Raw genomic sequence first — 23,353 nt, 5'->3', positions numbered from 1 at the left:
ACATTTTCCGTTTCTCTTTGTCCAATAATATTGAAATGACATAAAAAAGCCCCGGCCGACGATTTTGGCAAGGGGATTTGACTAAGCGGTTTGATGTTGACGCTCTAGGTTAACAAACTTAGTGAATTCTTTAAGAAAGCCCAATTCAACGGTCCCTACTGGACCATTTCGGTGTTTTGCAATGATTAACTCAGCGATGCCTTTTTTCTCGGAGTCATGATTATAATACTCATCACGATATATAAAGGAAATAACATCAGCATCCGCTTCAATTGCCCCGGATTCTAACAAATCCGACATAATTGGCCGTTTGTCCTGGCGTTGCTCAACACCCCGGTTGAGTTGTGACAAAGCAACGACTGGGATTTTCAACTCCCGAGCAAGTCCTTTTAGGGTTCTGGAAATCTGAGCCACCTCTTGCTGTCTGCTTTCTGTCTTTTTTCCTTTACCACCAACTGACAGTAACTGAAGATAATCAATCACGATTAACCCCAAATTATGTTCCACTTTTAGGCGACGAGCCTTTGAACGGAGCTCGACTAAGGTTATCCCCACCGTATCATCGATAAAGATCGGCGCATCCGAAAGAGGACCTACTGCTCGTGTTAACTTCGGCCAATCAGTATCGAGTAAATCTCCAGTTCTTACACGCTGTTGATCGACCATCGCTTCCCCGCAAAGCATCCGTTGCACTAACTGCTCTTTGGACATTTCCATGCTAAAAATGGCGACGGGAACCTTAGCACGCACGGCAGCATTTTGGGCCATGTTTAAGGCCAAGGCCGTTTTTCCCATGGATGGCCGAGCGGCAATAATCACTAAATCCGTAGGCTGCCAGCCTGATGTAATCCGGTCTAATTCTGAGAAAAAAGTGGGAACACCCGTAAGACTCCCTTTATTAGCATATAAAAATTCAATTTTTTCAAATGTCTCTAGGAGGACGTCGCGAATGAAACTAAATCCGTCTTTAACGCGTCGACGAGAAAGGTCAAGAATTAGTTTTTCTGCTTCTTCTAACAGAACACGTGCCTCTTCCCCAGGCTCATATCCGCGCTCTAAGATACTACTTGTCGCACGTATGAGCTGACGAAGAAGAGCCTTTTCTGTTACAAGTTTAGAATAATACTCCACATTTGCCACTGAAGGGACAGACCTAGCGATCGCGGAGATCGTTGCAATCCCGCCTACCTGTTCTAGACGTCCCTGCTGACGCAAAATCTCCGCAACACTGACTAGGTCAATTGGATCTCCTTTTTCGAAGAGATCTCGTATTGCGGAAAAAATCAAGCGATGATTATCTCTGTAAAAGTCTTCCGGTTGAAGCATCTCAAAGACGGAACTTCCGACCTCCGGTTCGAGCATCATCGCACCTAAGACCGCCTGTTCGGCCTCCAAATTCTGAGGTGGAACTTTTAGGAGTTCCATATTTTCTCTCCTCCCGGGCACTTACTCTCTATTGGAACTCTAAGTTTAAAATACGTGCTTCATGGCCTCTTCTATCGTACTAACCCCTACCACTTCAATGCCATGCAAGCCCTGAGGTATATCAGCCATATTTTCTAGTGGGATTAATACCTTACGAACTTCTACCTGCTTTGCTCCGAAAATCTTTTCGTAAATGCCTCCAACGGGTTTAACCTTACCTTGAATGGAAATTTCGCCTGTAACAGCAACATCTTGGCGCAGTGGTTGCTTTTTCAGTGCGCTATAAATCGCCAGCGTTGTGGCCAATCCCGCTGATGGACCGTCAATTTTTGCCCCGCCGATGACATTAACATGCACATCGTAATTGTGCAAATCTTCGCCCGTCAAGTCCCGAATGACAGCAGCAGCATTGAATACAGCATCTCTCGCCATACTTCCAGCCGTTTCATTAAAACGAGACGTTCCTTTACCATCTCGACCAGCAAAGGTGATCGCCTCGATCTCCAATACCGAGCCCAAAAAACCAGATACCCCCAGTCCTAAAATTCTTCCAATTTCCAAGCCTGGTTGGACCTTTCGGAAAATATAAGGAGTAAGTCGAGCCGAGCGCAGGACTTCATAAACATCATTACTTGTCACTCTAATGTTTTCTTGATCTGGGTTACGATATCTTGCTAGGCCGTAGGCATCTGTCAGGATACTATTTGCTTTCCGTCCTTCAATCACATACTCGCTGATAAGTTCAGGAACATTATCCTCCAAGTCCACCTCGAGTTTTTGGGCAGCTTGCAATATTATGCTCTGTACATCTCCCGGCTCAAGAGGCACAAAGAAGATTTCTGAACAGCGAGAACGAAGGGCTGGATTAAGTTCTGCTGGGTCCCGTGTAGTGGCTCCGACGAGGACAAAATCAGCAGGAGCCCCCTCATCAAAGAGTGTTTTTATCCACAGTGGAACATGGGGGTCACTCGGATCATAATACGAAGAATCGAAGGATACTCGCTTATCCTCGAGCACTTTAAGCAATTTATTCAAAAGCAAGGGATCCATTTCCCCGATTTCATCAATGAATAGGATACCGCCATGAGCCTCGCTCACCAGTCCCATTTTCGGTTCTGGTATACCCGTATCTGCCAAGTCGTGCTTAGCCCCTTGGTATATAGGGTCATGAACCGATCCTAATAAAGGATTGGTTGAATCCCTGGGATCCCACCTAAGAGTCGTGCCATTAACTTCGATAAACGGTGCCGCTTTAGCAAATGGAGAGTGGGGATGGTCTTTAACCGCTTTTAAAGCAACCCGAGCTGCTGAAGTCTTACCAACTCCAGGTGGACCATACATCAAAATATGTTGGGGGTAGGGAGTCGCCAACTTGGCGAGTAAAGATTGCATAGCGCTTTCCTGTCCTATGATTTCTTCCACAATCTGAGGACGCAATACATCAAACGCGGAACGCTTTAGCGATATGGTTTTCATCTTTTCAAGAACGGCAAGTTTTTTGAGCGTTTGGGCATTTTCCGGTCCAGACGTCTCTTGAAGGACTTGAATCTTAATATCTTTAACATAATCCTCATGACGTTCCTGCATCTTTTCTGCAACAACACGTTCCAGCCGTTCTTCCACAGAACGCCGGGCAATCAGTTCCGCAATCTGCTCTTCAATTTGATCTAAGAGCTGTGGAATTTCCTGCATCTTCGGTATTATCTGGACAGTAGGATCATCCGAGACGATTTGACGTAAGCCAGCAACTCGTTCAACAAGTTCATCGGAACGCATAAGCTTAAGTGCTCCTAACTTACTGGCCTTTAACACTAATTTGTCTGTTCCATGATAATTTGAAAGAAGGACATAGAGTGTCTCGACTTCTCGGCTCCACTCTTCCTCGTCGTGTAACCGATCACCAATATTCTTATGATTTAACCATTTTGTCAAAATCCCTTTCATAAGGGGTCCCCTTTCATGATTCGTGGTTCTTATAGGGCAACAACCTGTACCTGAAGCTTAGCTACCACGTCTGGATAAATTTTTACGTGGACCTCGTAATTTCCAAGAGCCTTAATCGGTTCCTTTAACTCTAGCTTTCGTTTATCTACTTCAACCCCATGCTGTTTTTTTAATGCATCAACAATTTCCTTACTGGTTACTGAACCAAACAAGCGCCCGCCTTCGCCAGTCTTCGTCTTAACGTCTATCTGAAGGGCATTGAGTTTCCCTGCTAATTCAATGGCAGTTTCTTTTTCTTTCTCTTTTCGGCGATCTTCAAGAGCTTTTTTATGTGTGATATCCTGAATATTTCCATTAGTTGCCTCAATCGCTAATTTTTTAGGAAAAAGGAAGTTTCTGGCATACCCGTCAGCAACTTCAAAAACCTGTCCTTTTTTACCCGTTCCTTTGACATCTGCTTGTAGAATAACCTTCATATGAATTCCTCCTTATGATTCTTCTGGTAAACGACGGAAATTAAAAACTATGTCAAACAGCCCAAACATTATTAGACTCACCACACTGAAGAAGAGATAAATAAAGCTAGCTAAAATTAACGCAAATTTAAAAAAGCGAGGGATCTTAGGCGATTTCAGCAGATATACAAACACAGATGCACCTAGCACTAGCGTTAATGCCCCGTAAAAAACCATTATGTTAATACCTAATCCCCGAAGACTTGTCCAAGCAAATTGATCACCTAATAGGTAGAATGCAATTCCTAAAACTGCACCCCAAACTGCATACCAAGGCAAACGCCAGTGCGTAAACGGGATCCGCTCGTCATCTTCCTTGAGCCAGATTCTCACAAAATAAAAAACAAAGCCAAACTCAACTACGGCGAGCAACGCTGCAAAACTAGGAAGGATCAAAGCATAAATGTGAATCACTTGTTGCAATACATCTCTAAACTGTACCTCAGTGAGCCCTTGCTGTTGCATCGCTGCCAGTAATCCAGAAGCTTGGTATTGTTGTATTGTCATATTCATCATGTCACTCTCATTTAGGGCACTAACTGCTTGCCCCATGAGTGTGGGAACAGTCCCTAAAACTGAAGCCAACGCTGCGCTCCAGAAGAAAGTTACACGCACTGGCCAATTCTTCTGCCAACCCAGAACCCCTAGTAGCCCAGCAAATGGAACAAAACTCATCAGATTGAACGCAGCTGCTCCAAAAACAATTAATGGAACTACATAACCAATCAACAGAGAAAATGCAGCTATAGCTAGCCCGCGTCGACGGCCGACCAAAAACACCGCGACTAATATGAGAGCTCCCCAAATAACCCCCCATGTTCCCAAAACGGTTCCTAACCAAGGAAATGCCAATAGAATAGCCACCGCTAAATAGTTCAAAGCCTCTTCATCCCTTAACAACATGTTAACCAATTCTCCTATGCTTAATCTTCAGGGGCAAGATAGCTTAAAAGCAAGCTCAAATCTCCCCACTGATTTTCAAGATTCATTTCATCTGAAATTTTCAATCCCTCAAGACGTTGTAAAAGCATGCGATCCAGACGGGAAAAGTCAAACCCCAACCGCCTTGCAAGCAGATAACTCATCCCAATAAGATCAGCCAACCCTTGGACCATCTCATCCTCTGAACCACTCAATGTACCGTGCTGGATAAGCCACTGTGCCTGAATTAAATTGACTTTTAGTTCATCAATGGCTCTTAAGCCTTTGACAACATCGACTCCAAAATTTTCCAGGGTTGCCCCCTCCTAAAGTCCATTTTCTAAGCTATCCAATTACAGTTCGTGATAGCTCTGCAAATCTCCTGCACTTGAGTCTTATGAAAATTTAACCATAACCATATATCGCCTTAAAAAATGAAAAGGGGAGCTCTCGCTCCCTTTATCAAATACTAGTAAGAAAACTACGGCGGCGGCCTTCACTAAGGCTATATCGCAGCCAAGTTTTCTCTACTCTATGCTATATGGCAACAAGGCAATACTGCGAGCACGTTTAATGGCTAATGTCACTTGACGTTGATGCATTGCGCAGTTTCCCGAAATACGGCGAGGCAATATTTTGCCACGATCCGTCACATATTTACGTACTTTGTGTGTCTCTTTATAATCCATCGACACAACTTTATCTACACAAAAACTACATACCCGCTTACGTGGGCGTCGTCCGCGTTCACGTTTCATACTAATTCTCCCCTTCCCTTACTTAGAATGGGATGTCATCATCCAAATTGACTTCATGTCCGAACGAACCCTTTCCGCTTGAAGAGGGTGATTCCATGCCGCCACTCCCGCCGTCTTTCGGACTTAAGAAATGAACATCTTCAGCAACAACCTCTGTGACCCAGCGTTTTTGGCCATCCTTATCATTGTATGTTCTAATTTGGATTCGTCCATCGACTGAAGCAAGCTTTCCCTTTGCCAGATAGTTGGCACAAAGTTCAGCAAGCTGTTTAAACATAACACATGGGATGAAGTCAGTTTCTCTCTCACCTTGAGCATTCTTGAATTTACGATCAATGGCTAAAGTGAAGTTTGTTACCGCTACACCACTCGGCGAGTAGCGTAACTCGGGGTCTTTCGTTAAACGGCCAATCAAAACGACTCGATTCAACATGTTTCCCCACCATCCTTTTAGTCTTCTTTCCTAACCGTCAGGAAACGCATAACATCATCGGAAATTTTCATAACCCGTTCAATTTCCTGAGATGTACGGCCTTCGCCTTCAAAGTTCATCAGGATATACTGGCCTTCTTTGTAATCTTGGATTTCATAAGCCAACCGACGCTTTCCCCACTTTTCAACCGTCAAGTTATCGCCACCAAAGTTGGCGACGAGCCCACTTAAACGATCAACCAGTGCTGTGGTTGCTTCCTCATCTAGATCTGGTCGGATGATATAAAGTATTTCGTACGCTTTCATATTTGCACCTCCCCCCGGACTAAGCGGCCCCGTTAAACGGAGCAGGGAATATTTAGTCTACAAGCAGAGATTATACCATTATATTTTCATAAAAGCAACTTTCAATGTTTGATGAACGAGTACACTAAACATTAAATCGAAAATGAACGATATCTCCGTCACGCATAATATATTCTTTTCCTTCCAAGCGGACTAAGCCTTTATCCTTGGCACCGTTCAATCCATTATTAGCAACGAAATCATTATACGCAACTACTTCAGCTCGAATAAATCCGTGTTCAAAATCCGTATGGATTACCCCTGCTGCTTGAGGAGCCTTTGTTGATTGATGAATTGTCCAGGCTTTCACTTCGATAGGTCCCGCCGTAAAAAAAGTCATAAGACCAAGTAAATGAAAGGCAACCCGAATCAAATGGTCTAATCCCGACTCTTCGAGTCCCAGGTCTTGTAAGAACCCCTGCTTCTCATCCTCTTCAAGTTCTGCAATCTCTGCTTCAATCTGTGCACAAACCACAACGGCTTCTGCACCCTCTTCCGCTGCGATAGCCATCACTTGTTGAACATAAGGATTATCTGCCGCCGTAGAGAGACCGTTTTCGCTGACATTAGCAACATAAAGCACAGGTTTTAAAGTTAGAAGCGAAAAGCCCTTAAGAATCGCACGCTCCTCGTCCGTATACGTCAAAAAACGAGCGCCTTTTCCCTGATTAAAGACTTCCTTTAAGCGCTCTAAAAGTGCCACTTCGCTTTGAGTCTTTTTATCCCCGGTCTTTAAGAGTTTGGACGAGCGATCCGCTCGTTTCTCGACACTCTCCATGTCCGCTAAGACCAACTCAAGGTCTATCGTCTCAATATCCCGCTTAGGGTTAACGTTTCCCTCAACGTGAATCACATTCTCGTCTTCAAAACAACGCACAACATGTACAATAGCATCAACTTCGCGGATATGGGACAGGAATTTATTTCCTAAGCCCTCTCCTTTGCTCGCGCCTCTTACAAGGCCGGCAATATCAACAAACTCTACGGTTGCTGAAACTATCTTCTTGGGATGAACCATCTCTGCTAGTTTTTTCAACCGTGAATCAGGCACTTCTACCATTCCAACGTTCGGATCAATCGTGCAGAATGGGTAATTAGCCGCCTCAGCACCCGCTTGGGTAATCGCATTAAACAATGTTGATTTCCCGACATTCGGTAGACCAACAATTCCTGCATGTAATGTCATATTTGTCCTCCTCTTTATACACAGACAAGCTATCTCTACAGATTATATGTGATGTTTTGTCACACCGCAAACCTAATTTTCATCGACCCGCGGTAGAATTTCCTTTAAATTGCGTTCAAGTTTGATTCGAGGAATCCAGGCTTGGTGCTGACAACCTAAACACTGAATTCGGAAGTCCATGCCCGTTCGCATCACTTTCCAATCTATACTTCCACAAGGGTGCGGTTTCCGCAGACGTACAATATCCCCTACCTGTAACGGAATCATCTGTTGGCTCCCCTCTAATCGGAGTTCGAAGTTTGCGGTTCAAATCTTGAATACCTTACTTCTCTTCGTACATCGATTCTGCACATTTAACCTCTACGCGATCCATCTAATACTCGTATATGTCACTTATTTTCTTTACTTGGGTTCTACAAATGTATCTTGCTCATCATTGGCTGTACGTTTCATGGGATCAGTCATAATAATACTTTGAAACTGTGGCGTACGAATTCCTTCTCTCAAAAACGCGCTGTGGATTCGCCGACGCAATTCACGTTCTAGACTCCACTGTTCACTGGGTTGAGTGAAAGCAATAACACGTAATACAACATTTCGCTCTCCAAACTGGGTTACACCTTGGACTGTCGGAGCTTCAATAATTTTTTCTCCAAACTCTGCACTAACTTCTTCACAGACAGCACTCATAACTCCCATCGCTCGATCCAAATCTTCATCATAGGGAATCTGAATTTCAACCTGGGCTAGCATCTTTCCCCGACTAAAATTCGTAACCGCAGTAATACTCCCATTGGGAATGATGTGTAGTTCTCCCCCCCATGCCCGTATTTGGGTCGTCCGAATCCCAGTCTCTTCAATCGTACCCGTGAATTCGCCAGTTTTTATTAATTCTCCAACCGAGAACTGATTCTCAAAAAGAATAAAAAAACCGCCAATAATGTCTTTCACCAAACTCTGTGAGCCAAAACCTAAGGCGACTCCTAAAACACTGGCCGAAGCCAGTAGTGTTCCGGTATCAAAGTTAAACAGGCGTGCGAGGATATGCAAAGAAACTGTAATGCTAATCCCGTAAAACAACATACTTCTGAGGATGGAAAATAACGTATTTGCTTTACGTTCATCCAGAAGATGTTTTACTTCTCGATCGACTAACATACGCTTCAGCAAGTAAGTAAGCACTCCGTAAATAACACGTGCTGCAACGAGGATGACAACAACATAAAGTACAGTACTTAAAACGGCAATTCCGAATTTATTCCAATCAAAGTTATTAATATTTTCTGAAATCCAAGAGACATTCATTATATAAATCTCCCTTTTCTTTTCTTTGCGTTAATCTTTATACACTAAAAATGCGTGATACGCCCGCATCATCATGATCACATCTGCGACTGAAGATATCTCCCAAGGTGCATGCATGCTTAGTATCCCTACTCCACAATCAAGTACCTCCATCCCGTAAATGGCCATATATTGGGCGATTGTTCCACCGCCGCCTTGATCAACTTTCCCTAACTCAGCAGTTTGCCAAGAGATTTTGGCTTCATCGAAAATTCCGCGCACCTCAGCTATAAATTCCGGGTTAGCGTCACTAGACTCCGATTTCCCTCTTGAACCTGTATACTTACATATCACTACCCCTCGACCCATAAAGGCCGAATTTCGTTTGTCCATGACCTCTGCATAATTAGGGTCATATCCAGCGGTGACATCCGCAGATAGTGCTTTAGCTCGAGCCAGTGCTCGCCGGACCATTAATCCGTCATAGGTTCCATTTTGCAAGGTGACAAGCTCTGCGATAAAGTTCTCCAAATAACGTGCTTTCATACCCGTATTGGAATCGCTACCAATCTCCTCCTTATCTGCAAAAAGAACAAGCGTTGTCCACTCAGGTTGCTCGATCTCTTCAATCGCTTTCCAGGCAGCAAAGGAACAGACTCGATCGTCTTGACCATATCCCGCAATAAAACTTCGATCCAATCCCGCATAACGAGCCTTTCCAGCCGGTACAACCTCTAACTCTGCGCTAACAAAGTCGTCTTCCTCAATCCCATATTTATCCTTCAAAAGATGGAGAATTGCCAACTTCACACGTTCTTCTCCATCCTCTTTTGATGGATCATGTCCAAGTAATAGATTTAACCCTTCCCCAGTTATAGCCTCGCGTAATTTTTTATCATATTGATCCTTTGCCAAATGTGGAAGCAAGTCCGTGATCGTTAAAATAGGGTCTTCATCCGCTTCTCCGACCACTATCTCAACAATATGCCCATCACGCAAGATAACGACACCATGAAGAGCAAGCGGCATAGCCGTCCATTGATATTTCTTAATTCCTCCATAATAATGCGTTTTTAAAAAAGCCAAGCCTTCTTCTTCATAAAGAGGACGCTGTTTGATGTCTAACCGGGGAGCATCAAGATGCGCAGCAATTAGCCGGAACCCTTCGCTTATTGGCCGAATTCCCGCAATCGCCAAGATACCTGCTTTACCTCTAACTGCAAGACTGACCTTTTGCCCAGGTTTAAACCCCTTAACCTCATCAAGCTCTATGAAGCCTGCATTTCGGGCCCATCCCTCTAGCATCTGCCAAGATTCTCGCTCAGTTTTCCCTTCACTGAGAAAGGCCAAGTATTCGCCAATCGCTTGACGTTCCTGCTCGGACATTATTAGTTCATCCCAAGCTAATTTCACTTTTTTCGAACTCATAAAAATCTCCTCTACACACTAGCAATATATCAATATTCCTCACCTATATTAAGTTTTCTACTTCACTGTATGAAATATGTATTTATAAGAAAACTGGCTTAGGCCATATATGGCCGAGTGCCCCTAGGCAAGGACAGCGAGAAGGGACCTTCCAGAAAGTATAAACATTCATTTACACTTTCTGCCCTGAAAATAACCCATTGCATCAGGTGCCACTCAAAGGAATGGAAGCCGGACTACTAAAACCAAACTCCTTGCCCCTGTGACAATGGTTCAAGTAGTTTTTGACTGAGTTGTGCTCTAAACACTTGATCCAATACACGAAAGATTTCCACTAAATATGGATAAAAGGATGAACTCTGAATCAGATCGTTAAAACTTCCGCCAACCCCCATCTGTATGAGGGGCGAAAATAGTCCTGCTATAACGGACAGACCAATAATAGAAGCCAGCCCTCCAAACAGAAGACCACCTCCGTGATTTAAAGATCCCCCCCAACTGCCGAAGGGTCTAAGGAGTATCGAAAATATCAACTGAATAATAAACACCACAATATAAAAAACACAAACAAAAGCAATAAGGCTTAAGATGCGTTCTGTAAATAGCCCTGCCAATTGATGTGTCGCTTGTTCGATGGCTTGCGGCATCTGGTCAACCGATACATTCTCAAATAAGCTACGCCATTCCTGAGGTAGTGCTCCCCAAATATTGCCTAGTGCTTGATTTTGCAAAGAAGAGGCTTTTGACTGAACCGCGGGAAGTATCGCCCTATAGATTACAGGCTCCAACCATTGCTGGAGAGGAAAATATTGTTCTGCCCAGCGAAGCGCGAACATGTATTTCCAGGCCGCAATTACGAAACCTACAATGCTACTCAAAAAATTTACAATACTAGATATTAGGCCTTGTCGATAACCACGTAAAGCGCCTAACAAGATAAGCCCCAGAATAAGGATATCAAACAAATTCATTTAGTTCCCCCTTATTGTTAACTACTAACCTTCGTCTTAACTACTTACTACCTGAACCATATTCGCTTTAAGCCCTTGAAAATCCTGCTGCTAATTAGAACTGCCAACTAGGATAAAGAAAACTTGGCTGGCGCCAAGCCTTTGCGAAGGCGGCCGCCTAATTGCACTTATGCTTAGAAAGTATATAACTGGCAGTAATACTTTCTGACTAGTATAACAAAGAGGCAGCTTCGCGCTGCCTCATATTTGGTATGTGATATTCGCTACTGGTATTCGAACAACGAAGCACAAACTACGAATCACGACTATGGTCTTCGATATTAGAACTACGAAGTACGAACTAAAATGGCGGGGATGCGTGCGAATCGAACACACCTCGGAACGTTCTGCGTCCCGACACGCGGATTTGAAGTCCGGGGGCAGCACCAGCCACCACCCATCCCCATTGTCGAAAATAATACTACCACATTCATGGTTATTATGAAAGCCTTTATTTAATAATGAACTATTGTTTAACTTCTTTAATTTAAGGTATATATATTTATTAATTGTGCACAATATAATTAATCGTCAAGATACACTATTCATTTTTTACGAAGCAATTGACGAGTTGCTCTTATGGGGTAAGTAATAACCAAAGGAGGTGAAGAAATGAATCGATCCGAAATCTTATTCTCTGATTTAACGAATAGCCAAATTGAAGAGGTTAAAGCTTTAGAAACTAAATTCAATACCTCGCGGTCAAATGGCCAAGAGACTATCCTAATTGCTTATACAAATCCAAAACGTTAACGAAAGGTCTTACATAGTTTTATAATGCAGACAGCTTCCCTCTAGATATTGTTCGACTATAGTATTAATTTCTTCCTCTTGCATTGTAAGATGCATCAATTGAAATTTTGCTTGAAGCAATCCTTTTACACACTCAAGCGTAAGGTCCGTTAGATGAGTACAGCCATAGTTTAAGCCCACCGCCCTTTGAATCTGCTTGCGTACATTACGGTCTAGGTTAATACCTACAAGGTTGTTTATTAGATTATGACTTTGCTCACAGTCTGTATGGGGAACACGAAGAAATTCACCGTTGGCAGAAACAATTGTATTACTCTCCAAGTCAACTCCAAGAGTTATACAAAGTTCATGGTGACTGTCTAGGAAAAAGCCATCCACCGTAAGTAATTTTTTGTCGGCTGATCGGACATTGATCGAAATAGATCGGTTAAAAAGATACATAAAGTCTCCTCTTTTCTTATGTTGGTTAACTCGTTCAATTAAAGTCGAAAATGGAGACTTCGGTGGGGAGTCTCACCCTTGAATCAAACGACCTTTTAAACTCTTTATATTATATCCCATTTTACAAACAAAGAAAGTTACCGAATGACTGCTCATTCGGTAACTTTCTTTGTTTGTTTTGTTTGTTATGTTTATGGCTAGTCTGAATAACTGTGCCCTAGGCCTCAAACCTAGATCATTTTTTAATATTATATCCTTTTTCTGCTAAAGACGCTTTCGCCTCAGTCACTTGTTCTCCCTGTAGGTGCAAGAGAAACTGGATATGATTATCCTTCTGATGATAAAAGGCAAAACTAGTAACGTCGACTTCAAACTGCTTTATCGTGGCGGCAATCTCCAGCAAAACACCAGCTTTGTCTTTTGCCTCAATTACCACACGCTCACCAGGACTTCTGGCTCCCATGATATCTAAAAAAGCATCCAAAATATCATATCCTGTAATAATCCCAACTAGTTTACCCTCTTCAAGAACTGGTAATCCTCCAATTCTATGTTCCCGCATTAACAAGGCAGCGTCCTCAATTTGCGTGTCTGGATGACAAGTCACAACTTTTTTTACAGCCACTTCACGGATTGGGGTTTTCGCTATGAGGTAGTTAAGCTCAAAAATACTTAAGGTCGTGGCTGGTGAAGGAGAGACCTCTCGTAGATCCCCATCTGTTACAAACCCCACAAGTTTACCCTTATCCAGTACTGGCAATCGGTCGATCTTTTTTTCTCGCATAAGCAACAAAGTATCTGCGATTGATTCATCCGGACCCACCGTAAAAACCTGGGACGTCATAAATTGGCGAACATACATATTATCCTACCCCTTTCTCTCCTTTAAAGTTGGCTTTAACTTCCAAGTAATCCTTTGACACATTAATAGTAGTATGACTACCTTATCATGGCGCCTTTGTTAGATAAATCACATCTATCTGATTATATCATATAATCGAATGGATGTGATTTATCTACAAACTTAATTTACATAACTTGTAAAAATGGTAGAGAACTCGTTAAACTAAAGTTGAACGTCAAGACTTCGGTGGCGATAGTCACCAGTGGAGACTATCGCCGAAGCCGTGATCCCTAAGAACTACCCATCGGCGTAGGGCTACTCGTGATTCTTAAAGGAATACCTACATACCTAGGATAGACTATCGCCAAATAAAGGAGACTTCTAACCCTCCGAAGCAAAGTACGGGCACCACTCCCACTTATACAAGTGAGAGTCTCATGAATTTACCCGCCTAAGTAGGCCTTCCTGACCTCTTCACTTTCCGCTAACTCTTTGGAGTCACCGGAAAGCACAATCTTTCCGGTCTCTAAGACATACGCCCTGTTAGCGATGGAAAGTGCCATATGAGCATTTTGTTCAACAAGCAAGATGGTTGTCCCACTAGCGTTAATCTCTTTAATAATCGAGAATATTTGTTTAACCAAAATAGGTGCTAAACCCATAGAAGGCTCATCGAGAAGAAGGAGCTCAGGTTGAGACATTAGAGCTCTCCCCATGGCTAGCATTTGCTGTTCCCCTCCGGACAAGGTACCAGAAATTTGCTTATTTCGTTCAAGAAGACGTGGAAACAGCTCATACACGTGTTGCATGGCTTTCTTTATCTCAGTTTTATCCTTTCGCAGATATGCACCGAGTTCCAAATTCTCGATAACGGTCATATTAGCAAACACACGGCGACCTTCAGGAACCTGCGATATCCCTTTGGCAACAATAGATTGGGGAGGAACAATTGCCAAGTTCTCTCCTTTAAATGTAATCTTACCCGATTTTGGGCGTAATAATCCGGAAATCGTCTTGAGACTTGTGCTTTTGCCTGCACCATTTGAGCCAATAAGGGTTACAATCTCTCCCTTGTTAACCTCAAAGGAGATTCCTTTAAGCGCATGAATTGCACCATAGTATACATTAATATCTTCAAGTACAAGCATCAGACAACCTCCTCCCCTAAATAAGCCTCGATGACTTTAGGATTGCGTTTAATGTCATCTGGTGTACCTTGAGCAATAATCATACCATAATCCAAAACATAGATGCGCTCACAAACCCCCATTACTAAGGACATATCATGTTCGATTAAGAGAATTGTTAGCTTAAACTTCTCCCTTATCCAACGAATAAGATTCATTAGATCATGGGTTTCCTGAGGATTCATGCCTGCAGCTGGCTCATCGAGCAATAACAGTTTAGGGTCTGTTGCCAGGGCACGAGCGATCTCCAAGCGGCGTTGTTCTCCATATGGTAAATTTTTAGCCATCTCTTCTGCTTTATCATCAAGGTTAAAGATTTTCAGTAACTCCATTGCTTTGCGATGCATCTCGTCTTCACCGGAGAAATAGCTTGGCAGGCGAAAGAGCGCACTGAATGTGCTATAGGAAGTTCTTTGATGATAGGCAACTTTAACATTATCGATGACACTTAAATCACTAAACAGCCGAATATTTTGAAACGTCCGAGCCATCCCCCGCTGGGTAACTTGATACGGTTTAAGTCCACTCACATCTTTGTCCAAAAACGTCATTTTCCCTTCAGTCTTTTCATACACCCCTGTGAGTATATTAAAGACTGTGGTTTTTCCAGCTCCGTTAGGACCAATAAGACCGATTAGTTCCCCTTGATTAATCACAATATCTAAATTTGAAACTGCTTTCAATCCGCCAAATGACTTAGAGAGATTCTCAACTTTTAGAAGCGGCACTTTAATCACCCTTCTTTCGCAGGAAACCTAAAGAAAATTCCTTCGTTCCCATTATACCTGTCGGTCTAAAGATCATCATCACAACCAAGAACACTGCTGTAATAACTAAACGCCATTCCGGAATACCTGCTAAAAGAGCTGAAATCAAGGTATAGACAATGGCGCCCACAATACCACCACTTATGCTTCCTAGGCCACCAAGGACAACCATAACTAGAATGTCAAAAGACTTTAAAAAGCTAAACGTTCCTGGTTGAATAATATACATGTAATTCGCGTAAATAGCTCCAGCTAATCCAGCAAAAAAGGCTCCGATTGTAAAGGCCATTACTTTATATTTTGTAGTATTAATACCCATAGATTCAGCAGCAATCTCATTCTCTCGAATAGAAATACATGCCCTACCATGCGTTGAGCCAACAAAGTTTTTTATCAGAACAACACTCACTACCATTAATAGAAAAGCCCAGGTCCACGTGATTTTACTCGGCAAGGTAAATCCCGCAGCCCCTCCAACTATTTCCATGTTCAAGAAGACTATCCGCACGATTTCTCCAAATCCAAGGGTTGCTATCGCCAGATAATCTCCCTTGAGACGCAGAGTAGGTAGTCCAACTAAAAGGCCTGCCAATGCTGCCCCGGTAGCCCCAGCCAAAATTCCCAAAATCAATGGCCCGTGCAAGATAGCAGTTATCATCGCAGAAACATAGGCACCTACGGCCATAAAACCTGCATGTCCGATCGAAAATTGACCCGTGATTCCATTAATCAAATTCAAACTCGTTGAAAGGATAATATAAATACAGATAAGGATTAGGGTTAGTTTATAGAAAGGAGGCATAATTTCAAACACGATCAGTCCTTGAACAACTGCATATATAAGAACAATCATCAAGAACGAGATAATATTTTTGCGGCTGAACCAGTTGCGCATTTCTCTCACCTACACTTTCTCACGGACGTTTTTACCAAAAAGTCCGCTTGGTTTAATAATAAGGACGAGAATCAAGATGAGAAAGGCAACTGCATCGCGCCAAGTTGAAGCTCCTAAGCCGCTCACGATTGATTCGACTAAACCTAACATTAAGCCTCCAACCATTGCCCCAGGTATAATCCCAATGCCCCCAAGGACAGCAGCCACGAAAGCCTTCAAACCAGGAATTATCCCCATCAAAGGGTCAATGGTATTGAAGTAGACGCCCATTAGTACACCAGCTGCTGCCGCTAAAGCTGAACCAATTGCAAACGTAAAGGATATAATATTATTTGTGTTTATTCCCATCAGTAACGCAGCCTCTTTGTCGAAGGACACAGCACGCATGGCTTTACCCACTTTTGTGTATTGAACGGTAAAATGCAAGAGAGCCATCAGTACTACAGAGGTTACAAGCATTACAATATCTCCGTATTTAAAGTATACACCACCTATAATATACATTGTCTCCGGAAAGACTGGAGGATAGGTACGCACTTGTGCGGTAACAACAATCATGCCCCCATACTCTAAGAACAACGAAACCCCGATCGCGGTAATTAAAGCTGCGATACGGGAGGCGTTTCGCAGGGGTTTATATGCTATTCGTTCAATTAATACTCCTAATAGAGCACAGGAAACCATTGAAAAGAGCAGAGCGGGTAAAAAAGGCAAATGCAAGACTGTGATAGCAAACCAACCGGAATAAGCTCCAACCATCATTACGTCTCCATGTGCAAAATTAATCAGTTTGATGATACCATAGACCATTGTATAGCCCAAGGCAATGAGCGCGTAGATACTTCCTAGAGACAATCCATTAATTAGTTGCTGAAATATCTGAGTTAAATCCAAAAAATTTCACTCCCTTTTCTGCGAAACCTTTTCAAAGTTGAAGAGAGAGGGTGAAAACGGACCCCTCCCTCTCTCTGTTTAAAGAACTACTCGTTATTCATTATGCCTAAAGATAGATTAGGCACCAGATATACGAAAATTCATCACTGAGGTGCAACGCGTGTCACGAACGTAACTTTACCACTTTTGTATTCTTTAATTACTGCACTCTTCTGAGGGTTATGTGTCAAAGGATCAATTGTTATTTCTCCACCTACACCTTTAAACCCTTTCATGTTCTCTAAAGCTAGGCGCAATTTTTCTGGGTCAGTCCCTTTTGCATCTTCAATCGCTTTGATCAGAAGATTGGCTGCATCGTAACCTAAAGCTGCCATAGCATTTGGCTCAAGGTTGAATTTTGCTTTGTAATCTTTCACGAAAGTAGCCAAAGCAGGATCATCAGTTGCTACATGATCACAATAGAAGGTATTGTTTAACGGTTCAGCGCCAGCGATGTTTAAGAGTTGTGGATCATCCCAGCCATCTCCACCCATAAATGGCATCTTCATACCTAATTCACGAGCTTGCTTCACGATGAGACCTACTTCTTGATAATAACCAGGTAACCATACCATATCCGGATTTTGAGCTTTTATACGGGTTAAGATAGGACGGAAATCCTTATCGCTTCCTGCGACATATTGTTCAGTACCAGATATGACACCATTTCCTTTTTTGAAATTAGCGACAAAAGCTTCTGCTAAGCCTTTGGAATAGTCACTTTTCTGGTCAATGATTACGGCAGCATTTTTAGCTTTTAAATTATTCAAAGCAAAGTTCGCTGCGACTTGGCCTTGGAACGGATCAATAAAGCACGCTCTGAAAACCCAAGCATTTACAGCTCCGGTAGTCGGATTTACTGTAAGCTTAGAATTTGTTCCACTTGGGGAAATCATAGGTATCTTATTATCAGTTACAACTGGAACAGCAGCCAGGGTGACTGAGCTTGTCATTGAGCCGATCACTGCGACAACTTTGTCCTGAGTAACAAGCTTAGTAACAGAAGAGGTTGATTCCCCTGCATCGGACTTATTGTCCGCTGCCACTAATTGGAGTTGTCTGCCTGTGACCCCGCCTTTAGCATTTTGCTGCTCAAACGCTAAATTAATAGCATTCTGCGCCGCTTGACCAAACATAGCTGTTCCGCCACTCAACTCTAAATTTCCGCCTACCTTGATAGGAGCACTCGTATCAGTTGAAGCTGGTTTTGGAGTTGTTCCACATCCAACCAATGAGACACTTAATAATGCAATAAGTCCAAGTGAAAAAGCTTTGCCAAATATTCTCATTCCTTCTCCTCCTTTATTCTATCTAGCTAAAAAATTATAGATGGATATTATTATTCGTCTACGCGCCACCCTCCAATCATTTTAAAAAGCCTCAGTCAACGCCAATTTTTCGCGACTGAGGCTTCATTGCCTGTCCAAGAATATTCGATACTTAGCTTTCTAAGTATGAATGCAAAGTCAACTAAGGATATCTTAGCTTTTGGATAATATTAAGTCAATACTTTTCCCTGTACTAATACAATACTTCGTTTTCTGAAGAATTAAAATTATGGATTAACATGGGTAAGCAGTGTCTTCTTCCCATCAACCATTCTAAGAATTACCGCACTTTTCACAGGATTGTGAGTTGCAGGATCAACAGTGATGACACCCGTAACCCCTTTAAAATCCTTAGTGTTTTCCAGGGCATCTCTAATTTTTGATGAGTCAGCACTACCTGCTTTTTCGATTGCAGCAATCAACATTTTTGCACCATCATAACCCAACGCTGCTAAAGCATCTGGCTCGGCATTGTATTTTGCTTTATAAGCCTCAACGAAAGGTTTTGTATCTGGATCTTCAGCCCACATATGATTGACGAAATACGTATCATTGAGATTTGCTGCCCCACCTAATTCAGGCAATTTAGCAGAATCCCAGCCATCTCCACCGACAAATGGCACACTAATTCCTAATTCGCGACCTTGTTTTACGATCAAGCCCACTTCATTGTAATAACCTGGGACAAATATGACTTCTGGATTACTTGCTTTGATCCTAGTTAACGTGGATTTGAAATCCTTGTCTCCGCCAACATAATTCTCTGTGTCGGTAATGGTGCCGCCTGCACTTTCCATTACCTTCTTAAATTCCGCCGCCAACCCTTTGGAATAATCATCTTTCTGATCGATAAAGATGGCAGCTTTTTTCAATTTAAGAGTGTCTGTTACAAAATTTGCAGCAACTTTTCCTTGGAAAGGATCCAAGAAGCAGCTTCTGAATACCCATTTATTCAACGATCCGTCTTTATTAACAGTTACTTCTGCATTAGTTGCCGTTGGTGTAATCAACGGGATTTTGTTATCCGCAGAGACTGGCACTGCTGCTTTAGTATTTGAACTTGTAACAGCCCCAAGCACAGCTATAACTTTATCTTGAGTAATCAGCTTTGTAATTGCTGAAGTCGATTCACCAGCTTCGGATTTATTGTCAGCGGTGATGAATTTGAGTTGTTTTCCGAGGACCCCACCCTTTTTGTTTTGATCTTCGAAGGCAAGGTTAACGGCGTTAAGAACGGACTGACCATAGGTTGCTACACCCCCTGATAGCTCCAGGACACCACCAATTTTGATTTCGTCAGCAGCTTTTGGTGCCGCTGTGCTTCCACAACCCGAGACCAGACCTAGCATTATTACTGCTATACCTATTAGAACTTTACTTTTCCGCATTAGTCTACCTCCATTTTTTATATTACTCTTAAATTGACGTGTTCATTTAACAATAGAATACTTTAACTACACCTCCGACTAACAAATTAATGGTTCACCCTAGGATAGGAGATTAAAAAACCTGGCTGTGATGCCAAGGTAAACCCATTGCAACAGTTATACTACAGTTTTTAGCCTAAAGACCATTAGTAATAATTTATTCTATAGCTGTTACACCATTGTGTCAATTAGTAAATTCTGTTTCAATACAATGATCTCAATATAATGTTCTTTTGTCTCCATTTCGCTTGGTGAGCTTCTGATTATCAAAGAATTCAAGCAATGGAACTGTATACTTTCTTGACGTTTCCCACACTTCTCGCGCCTCAGAAATCCCAATTTCACTATGTTCTTTAAGAAACTGGATCATACGTTCTTTGGCTAGTTTTAGATCCTTTTGACTAAAGTAAAACTGGTCAATATGTACCCATTCTCCAATTTCGCAAAGGTACTGGGCGTACTCTGGTGCTTCGGATTTAGAAATACTACAAGCTTCAGCGGTCGCAGTGAGGTCTGGCGGAGATAGTCCAACTAGTTGCCATTTTGCACGTAAGGCTTCCAATCGTTTCGAAATATCTGTTGGAATTTCAACGCCTTCCTTAGTTTGTACCTTGCTTCCCGAAATACGATAATATCCCCGAATGGAGCCTTGTTCTAGAATTGTTTGCCAACGACGATTTTTCCATGTAACCCCAAGGCGAGTTTTTAATTCCTCTCGGCTAATTCCACCGCGCAGTGGGTTTGTTCTTTCATAAACTTTTATAATTGTTATCAATTTTGAACGCCAGATCTCAGCTGATCCAGTCCCCCAATACAGTGTTGTTTCATCTTCTAGCCAAACTTCCAGTCGCTTCGCCTCCTCTAGAGCTTTTAAACTCGCCTCTAAGTCATTAGAAGCAATATGTAAGCGTGATGCTAACTCAGATACTGTTTGTGGTTCAGCTATTTCTCTTTCTAAGAGATCCAATGGATCACCTTGGTCCTTCAAAGTCATCTGTGCTATTACGTTATCCTTAAAACGCTTCTGTTTAAACTCCGCTACACCAAGCACTTTCCCACCTGCAATTGTCTGGGTGGGTGAATAAAAACGGAGCACAAAACGATCCCCGGACGCTGCTACTACTGGCTCTTCAAGAAGGATTTGCGCAAATCCTTCTTGTCCAGGGGATAGTTCTTTGTTCTCTAGAAGATGTATCCTTCCTAGAATCTCAGTAGTTCCGAGGTGGAACCTTACCCGTTGTCTCTGGGTCAGAGGCTTATCTGCCGAAGAGAGGTTTAAGACCTTCAAGTCTAAGATTTTACCCACCTTGAAAACGTTTGGCGTTACAAGCACTGAGCCTCGTTCCACTTCTGCAACATCAATCCCTGCTAAATTAACCGCTACCCGCTGTCCAGCCTCAGCAACACTTACTTTATTTTTGTAGACTTGGAGGGAGCGTACTTTTGCTAGAATATGCCCCGGTTCTATCGCCAACTCAGTCCCCAGTTTCATTGTCCCACTGTGAAGTGTTCCGGTCACTACTGTACCAAAGCCCTGTATACTAAAAACCCGGTCAATCGGCATACGTATCGGTCCGGTCGAATTCTTACTTTCTACTTCTGCCAGCAGTCCATCAATGGTTTGACGCAAGTTTGGTATGCCTACACTAGTTAGGGCTGAAACCCGACAAATTGGCGCTTCATGAAAAGCTGTTTCTCTCAGTTCTTCACGTATCTCTTCTTCCATTAGATCAAGCCACTCTTCATCCACAAGGTCAGCTTTATTAATAACAACGATCCCTCTTGGTATCCCAAGCAATGTTAATATATCCAGATGCTCTTGAGTCTGGGGCATAATCCCTTCATCTGCTGCGATAACAAGCAACACTACATCCATGCCACTGGCACCAGCCAGCATTTGGCGCACGAAGCGCTCATGCCCAGGAACATCCACAATTCCAACTTGACGACCGCTGGGCAGCATCATATGAGCAAATCCTAGTTCAATGGAGATCCCACGTTGTTTCTCTTCTTTTAAGCGATCTGTTTCCATACCAGAAAGGGCCCTGATCAACTCGGTTTTTCCGTGATCCACATGTCCTGCAGTTCCTATTAAATAATGTCGTTCATCCATTTCTGTTCCCCTTATCGTTAAACTCACCCACGTCTATAAGTGGGTGTTCACTGTTCTGCTACCGCCAATCCTTGTCAATGAGAATCACCTTTTGTTACCAATCAATCTCCCGCTCTAGTTTTCCCGCTTTCCTTACGATTGCGACTTAACTATTCCCATTCCTATCAAATTTATGTTTATAACTTTTGTTTATCCAAGCATGACACCCTCACTTATTATATAGGGGAGTGGAAGTGGGAGCGTCCTTAACCATTTCTACAGCGTTATGCTATACAGATACCTTGTTGTTCAACTTCAGTTGAAATAGTGCACTAAGCACTAAGCACTATTCTCTAGTTCTACGCCAAAAATATATTATAGTTGGCAAAAACACAAGTCCTAAGTATCCAAATAGCGGATATACGAGTTGGACAATCTTAGAGAATTTTACACCAGAAATTGGTATAAGTAATAGAAGTAAAGGAAGTATCGCATTGCGATAGTTCAACTTGCCTGTATCAACAACTCGGCTTAACAGGCTAAAGCCATTGCCTATTGCAGCTGTAATCATAGCCAACCATAAGACAACTACGTAGAAAAAAGCGGGCCAATCTCCTAATTTACCTGCAACAGCGACCATCGGGATTTCTAGCCCTAACGTATCAGGGAACTGAAGCAAGGCAGCCCCAATAACGAAGGCAAATACCCCAAGCGCTAAACCGCCTATAACTGCACCCAAGCGTGCACCTGGACGCTGCACATCTCGCCCTAATGAAGCAAACACTACCATCGCCAATGTTAGATTAAAAGATACATATAAGATGGCAGATAAGATCCAATGTCTTACAATAGGGCTTTGTATCACTTCCATGCTCACTACATCTAGAGATGTTTCTAAAGCAATTGCCGCAGTGGCAATCCCCAAACAAAATACAAATTTCAAGGGTATCAGAGCGAAATTAATCCATAGAACTCCTTCTCCTCGAAACCATAAAGCTAAAGCGATGACTGAGCCTGTCAAGAAGATACCTAACCATCGTGAGAAACCAAAATATTCATAAAAGAGAGCTCCACTGCCTGAAATCATCGCTACCATTCCTACAAACAAAAGGGCGCTCACTAAACCATCTGCCCATCTCCCCCACCTACGTCCAAGTAGATGATCAAAAAATTCCGGATACGATCTGATTTTCCATCGTTCCTGTAAATCCAGCATGCACCACCCGAGTAACGCAAACAGAAGCGCACTGACCGCGATTCCAGCTAATCCCCACCTACCAAATCGCGCGAAAAACTGCTGGATTTCTTGACCCGAAGCAAACCCTGCCCCCATAACAGCACCAACGTAGGTTGCGGCGACTTGAAAAGTTGTTTTCCATTGCATTTTGCTTCCCTCCTCGCCATCATGCTTATGGCTGGAATAGGAATATAATGCATA

General features: G+C 42.7%; 24 protein-coding genes and 1 tRNA gene. 1 reads left to right on the top strand and 24 read right to left on the bottom strand.

Annotation, left to right across the window (positions count from 1 at the left end; all coding sequences use genetic code 11):
- Positions 1–81: 81 nt before the first annotated feature.
- The 14 genes from dnaB to E4K67_RS29840 form a co-directional block, all read right to left on the bottom strand.
- Positions 82–1,425, bottom strand: coding sequence for a replicative DNA helicase (gene dnaB / locus E4K67_RS19170; protein WP_135549666.1), 1,344 nt, complete (start codon positions 1,423–1,425; stop codon positions 82–84).
- A 45-nt stretch (positions 1,426–1,470) separates the two neighbouring features.
- Positions 1,471–3,369, bottom strand: coding sequence for a Lon family ATP-dependent protease (gene lonC / locus E4K67_RS19165; protein ID WP_135549664.1), 1,899 nt, complete (start codon positions 3,367–3,369; stop codon positions 1,471–1,473).
- A gap of 29 nt (positions 3,370–3,398) precedes the next feature.
- A complete protein-coding gene (gene rplI / locus E4K67_RS19160; protein ID WP_135549662.1) occupies positions 3,399–3,845 on the bottom strand; it encodes a 50S ribosomal protein L9 in 447 nt (148 codons plus the stop codon).
- Between the two features lie 12 nt (positions 3,846–3,857).
- Positions 3,858–4,787, bottom strand: coding sequence for a DUF2232 domain-containing protein (locus E4K67_RS19155; protein WP_135549660.1), 930 nt, complete (start codon positions 4,785–4,787; stop codon positions 3,858–3,860).
- Between the two features lie 20 nt (positions 4,788–4,807).
- Entirely contained in the window at positions 4,808–5,119 is a 312-nt protein-coding gene (locus tag E4K67_RS19150; RefSeq protein WP_135549658.1) for a MazG-like family protein, read from the bottom strand.
- A 213-nt stretch (positions 5,120–5,332) separates the two neighbouring features.
- A complete protein-coding gene (gene rpsR / locus E4K67_RS19145; protein WP_135549656.1) occupies positions 5,333–5,563 on the bottom strand; it encodes a 30S ribosomal protein S18 in 231 nt (76 codons plus the stop codon).
- 22 nt (positions 5,564–5,585) lie between these two features.
- Positions 5,586–5,996, bottom strand: a complete 411-nt coding sequence (locus E4K67_RS19140) for a single-stranded DNA-binding protein (protein ID WP_135549654.1) — start codon at positions 5,994–5,996, stop codon at positions 5,586–5,588.
- A gap of 17 nt (positions 5,997–6,013) precedes the next feature.
- Positions 6,014–6,301: a 30S ribosomal protein S6 gene (gene rpsF, locus E4K67_RS19135; protein WP_135549652.1), complete on the bottom strand. Its 288-nt coding sequence runs from the start codon at positions 6,299–6,301 to the stop codon at positions 6,014–6,016.
- A 124-nt stretch (positions 6,302–6,425) separates the two neighbouring features.
- A complete protein-coding gene (gene ychF, locus E4K67_RS19130; RefSeq protein WP_135549650.1) occupies positions 6,426–7,526 on the bottom strand; it encodes a redox-regulated ATPase YchF in 1,101 nt (366 codons plus the stop codon).
- Between the two features lie 72 nt (positions 7,527–7,598).
- Positions 7,599–7,793 (bottom strand): DUF951 domain-containing protein, encoded by a 195-nt coding sequence (locus E4K67_RS19125; RefSeq protein WP_135549648.1) that lies wholly within the window; start codon positions 7,791–7,793, stop codon positions 7,599–7,601.
- Between the two features lie 135 nt (positions 7,794–7,928).
- Positions 7,929–8,831 carry a mechanosensitive ion channel family protein gene (locus E4K67_RS19120; protein ID WP_135549646.1) on the bottom strand — a complete coding sequence of 301 codons (903 nt, stop codon included), beginning with the start codon at positions 8,829–8,831 and terminating at the stop codon, positions 7,929–7,931.
- Between the two features lie 30 nt (positions 8,832–8,861).
- Entirely contained in the window at positions 8,862–10,238 is a 1,377-nt protein-coding gene (locus E4K67_RS19115) for an aminopeptidase (RefSeq protein WP_135549644.1), read from the bottom strand.
- Between the two features lie 239 nt (positions 10,239–10,477).
- Entirely contained in the window at positions 10,478–11,209 is a 732-nt protein-coding gene (locus tag E4K67_RS19110; RefSeq protein ID WP_135549642.1) for a CvpA family protein, read from the bottom strand.
- Positions 11,210–11,555: 346 nt separating this feature from the next.
- A tRNA-Sec gene (locus E4K67_RS29840) sits at positions 11,556–11,653 on the bottom strand.
- Between the two features lie 207 nt (positions 11,654–11,860).
- Here E4K67_RS29840 and E4K67_RS30205 point away from each other — a divergent pair.
- Positions 11,861–12,001 (top strand): hypothetical protein, encoded by a 141-nt coding sequence (locus E4K67_RS30205; protein ID WP_199242594.1) that lies wholly within the window; start codon positions 11,861–11,863, stop codon positions 11,999–12,001.
- A 9-nt stretch (positions 12,002–12,010) separates the two neighbouring features.
- Here the strand turns inward: E4K67_RS30205 and E4K67_RS19105 are convergent, their stop codons facing one another.
- The 10 genes from E4K67_RS19105 to E4K67_RS19060 form a co-directional block, all read right to left on the bottom strand.
- Entirely contained in the window at positions 12,011–12,442 is a 432-nt protein-coding gene (locus tag E4K67_RS19105) for a DUF2889 domain-containing protein (protein WP_135549640.1), read from the bottom strand.
- Positions 12,443–12,677: 235 nt separating this feature from the next.
- Positions 12,678–13,304 (bottom strand): CBS domain-containing protein, encoded by a 627-nt coding sequence (locus E4K67_RS19100; protein WP_135549638.1) that lies wholly within the window; start codon positions 13,302–13,304, stop codon positions 12,678–12,680.
- A gap of 425 nt (positions 13,305–13,729) precedes the next feature.
- The gene (locus E4K67_RS19095) at positions 13,730–14,434 is read right to left on the bottom strand and encodes an ABC transporter ATP-binding protein (protein WP_135549636.1); all 705 of its coding nucleotides are present in this window, start codon (positions 14,432–14,434) and stop codon (positions 13,730–13,732) included.
- Positions 14,434–15,201, bottom strand: coding sequence for an ABC transporter ATP-binding protein (locus E4K67_RS19090; protein WP_135549634.1), 768 nt, complete (start codon positions 15,199–15,201; stop codon positions 14,434–14,436). Before E4K67_RS19090 ends, E4K67_RS19095 begins: the two co-directional genes overlap by 1 nt.
- Position 15,202: 1 nt before the next feature.
- Positions 15,203–16,135, bottom strand: coding sequence for a branched-chain amino acid ABC transporter permease (locus E4K67_RS19085; RefSeq protein WP_135549929.1), 933 nt, complete (start codon positions 16,133–16,135; stop codon positions 15,203–15,205).
- Positions 16,136–16,144: 9 nt separating this feature from the next.
- The gene (locus tag E4K67_RS19080; protein ID WP_135549632.1) at positions 16,145–17,029 is read right to left on the bottom strand and encodes a branched-chain amino acid ABC transporter permease; all 885 of its coding nucleotides are present in this window, start codon (positions 17,027–17,029) and stop codon (positions 16,145–16,147) included.
- Between the two features lie 143 nt (positions 17,030–17,172).
- Positions 17,173–18,357 (bottom strand): ABC transporter substrate-binding protein, encoded by a 1,185-nt coding sequence (locus E4K67_RS19075; protein WP_135549630.1) that lies wholly within the window; start codon positions 18,355–18,357, stop codon positions 17,173–17,175.
- A 266-nt stretch (positions 18,358–18,623) separates the two neighbouring features.
- Positions 18,624–19,784, bottom strand: a complete 1,161-nt coding sequence (locus tag E4K67_RS19070) for an ABC transporter substrate-binding protein (protein ID WP_135549628.1) — start codon at positions 19,782–19,784, stop codon at positions 18,624–18,626.
- Positions 19,785–20,040: 256 nt separating this feature from the next.
- Entirely contained in the window at positions 20,041–21,936 is a 1,896-nt protein-coding gene (selB, locus tag E4K67_RS19065) for a selenocysteine-specific translation elongation factor (RefSeq protein ID WP_135549626.1), read from the bottom strand.
- A gap of 325 nt (positions 21,937–22,261) precedes the next feature.
- Entirely contained in the window at positions 22,262–23,299 is a 1,038-nt protein-coding gene (locus tag E4K67_RS19060) for a YkvI family membrane protein (RefSeq protein ID WP_135549624.1), read from the bottom strand.
- Positions 23,300–23,353: the final 54 nt, after the last annotated feature.

The sequence above is a fragment of the Desulfosporosinus fructosivorans genome, assembly GCF_004766045.1.
In the GTDB taxonomy this organism is placed as follows: Bacteria; Bacillota; Desulfitobacteriia; order Desulfitobacteriales; family Desulfitobacteriaceae; genus Desulfosporosinus; species Desulfosporosinus fructosivorans.
The sequence above is the reverse complement of the archived record's forward strand: the minus strand, read 5'-3'. Positions and strand labels throughout refer to the sequence as shown.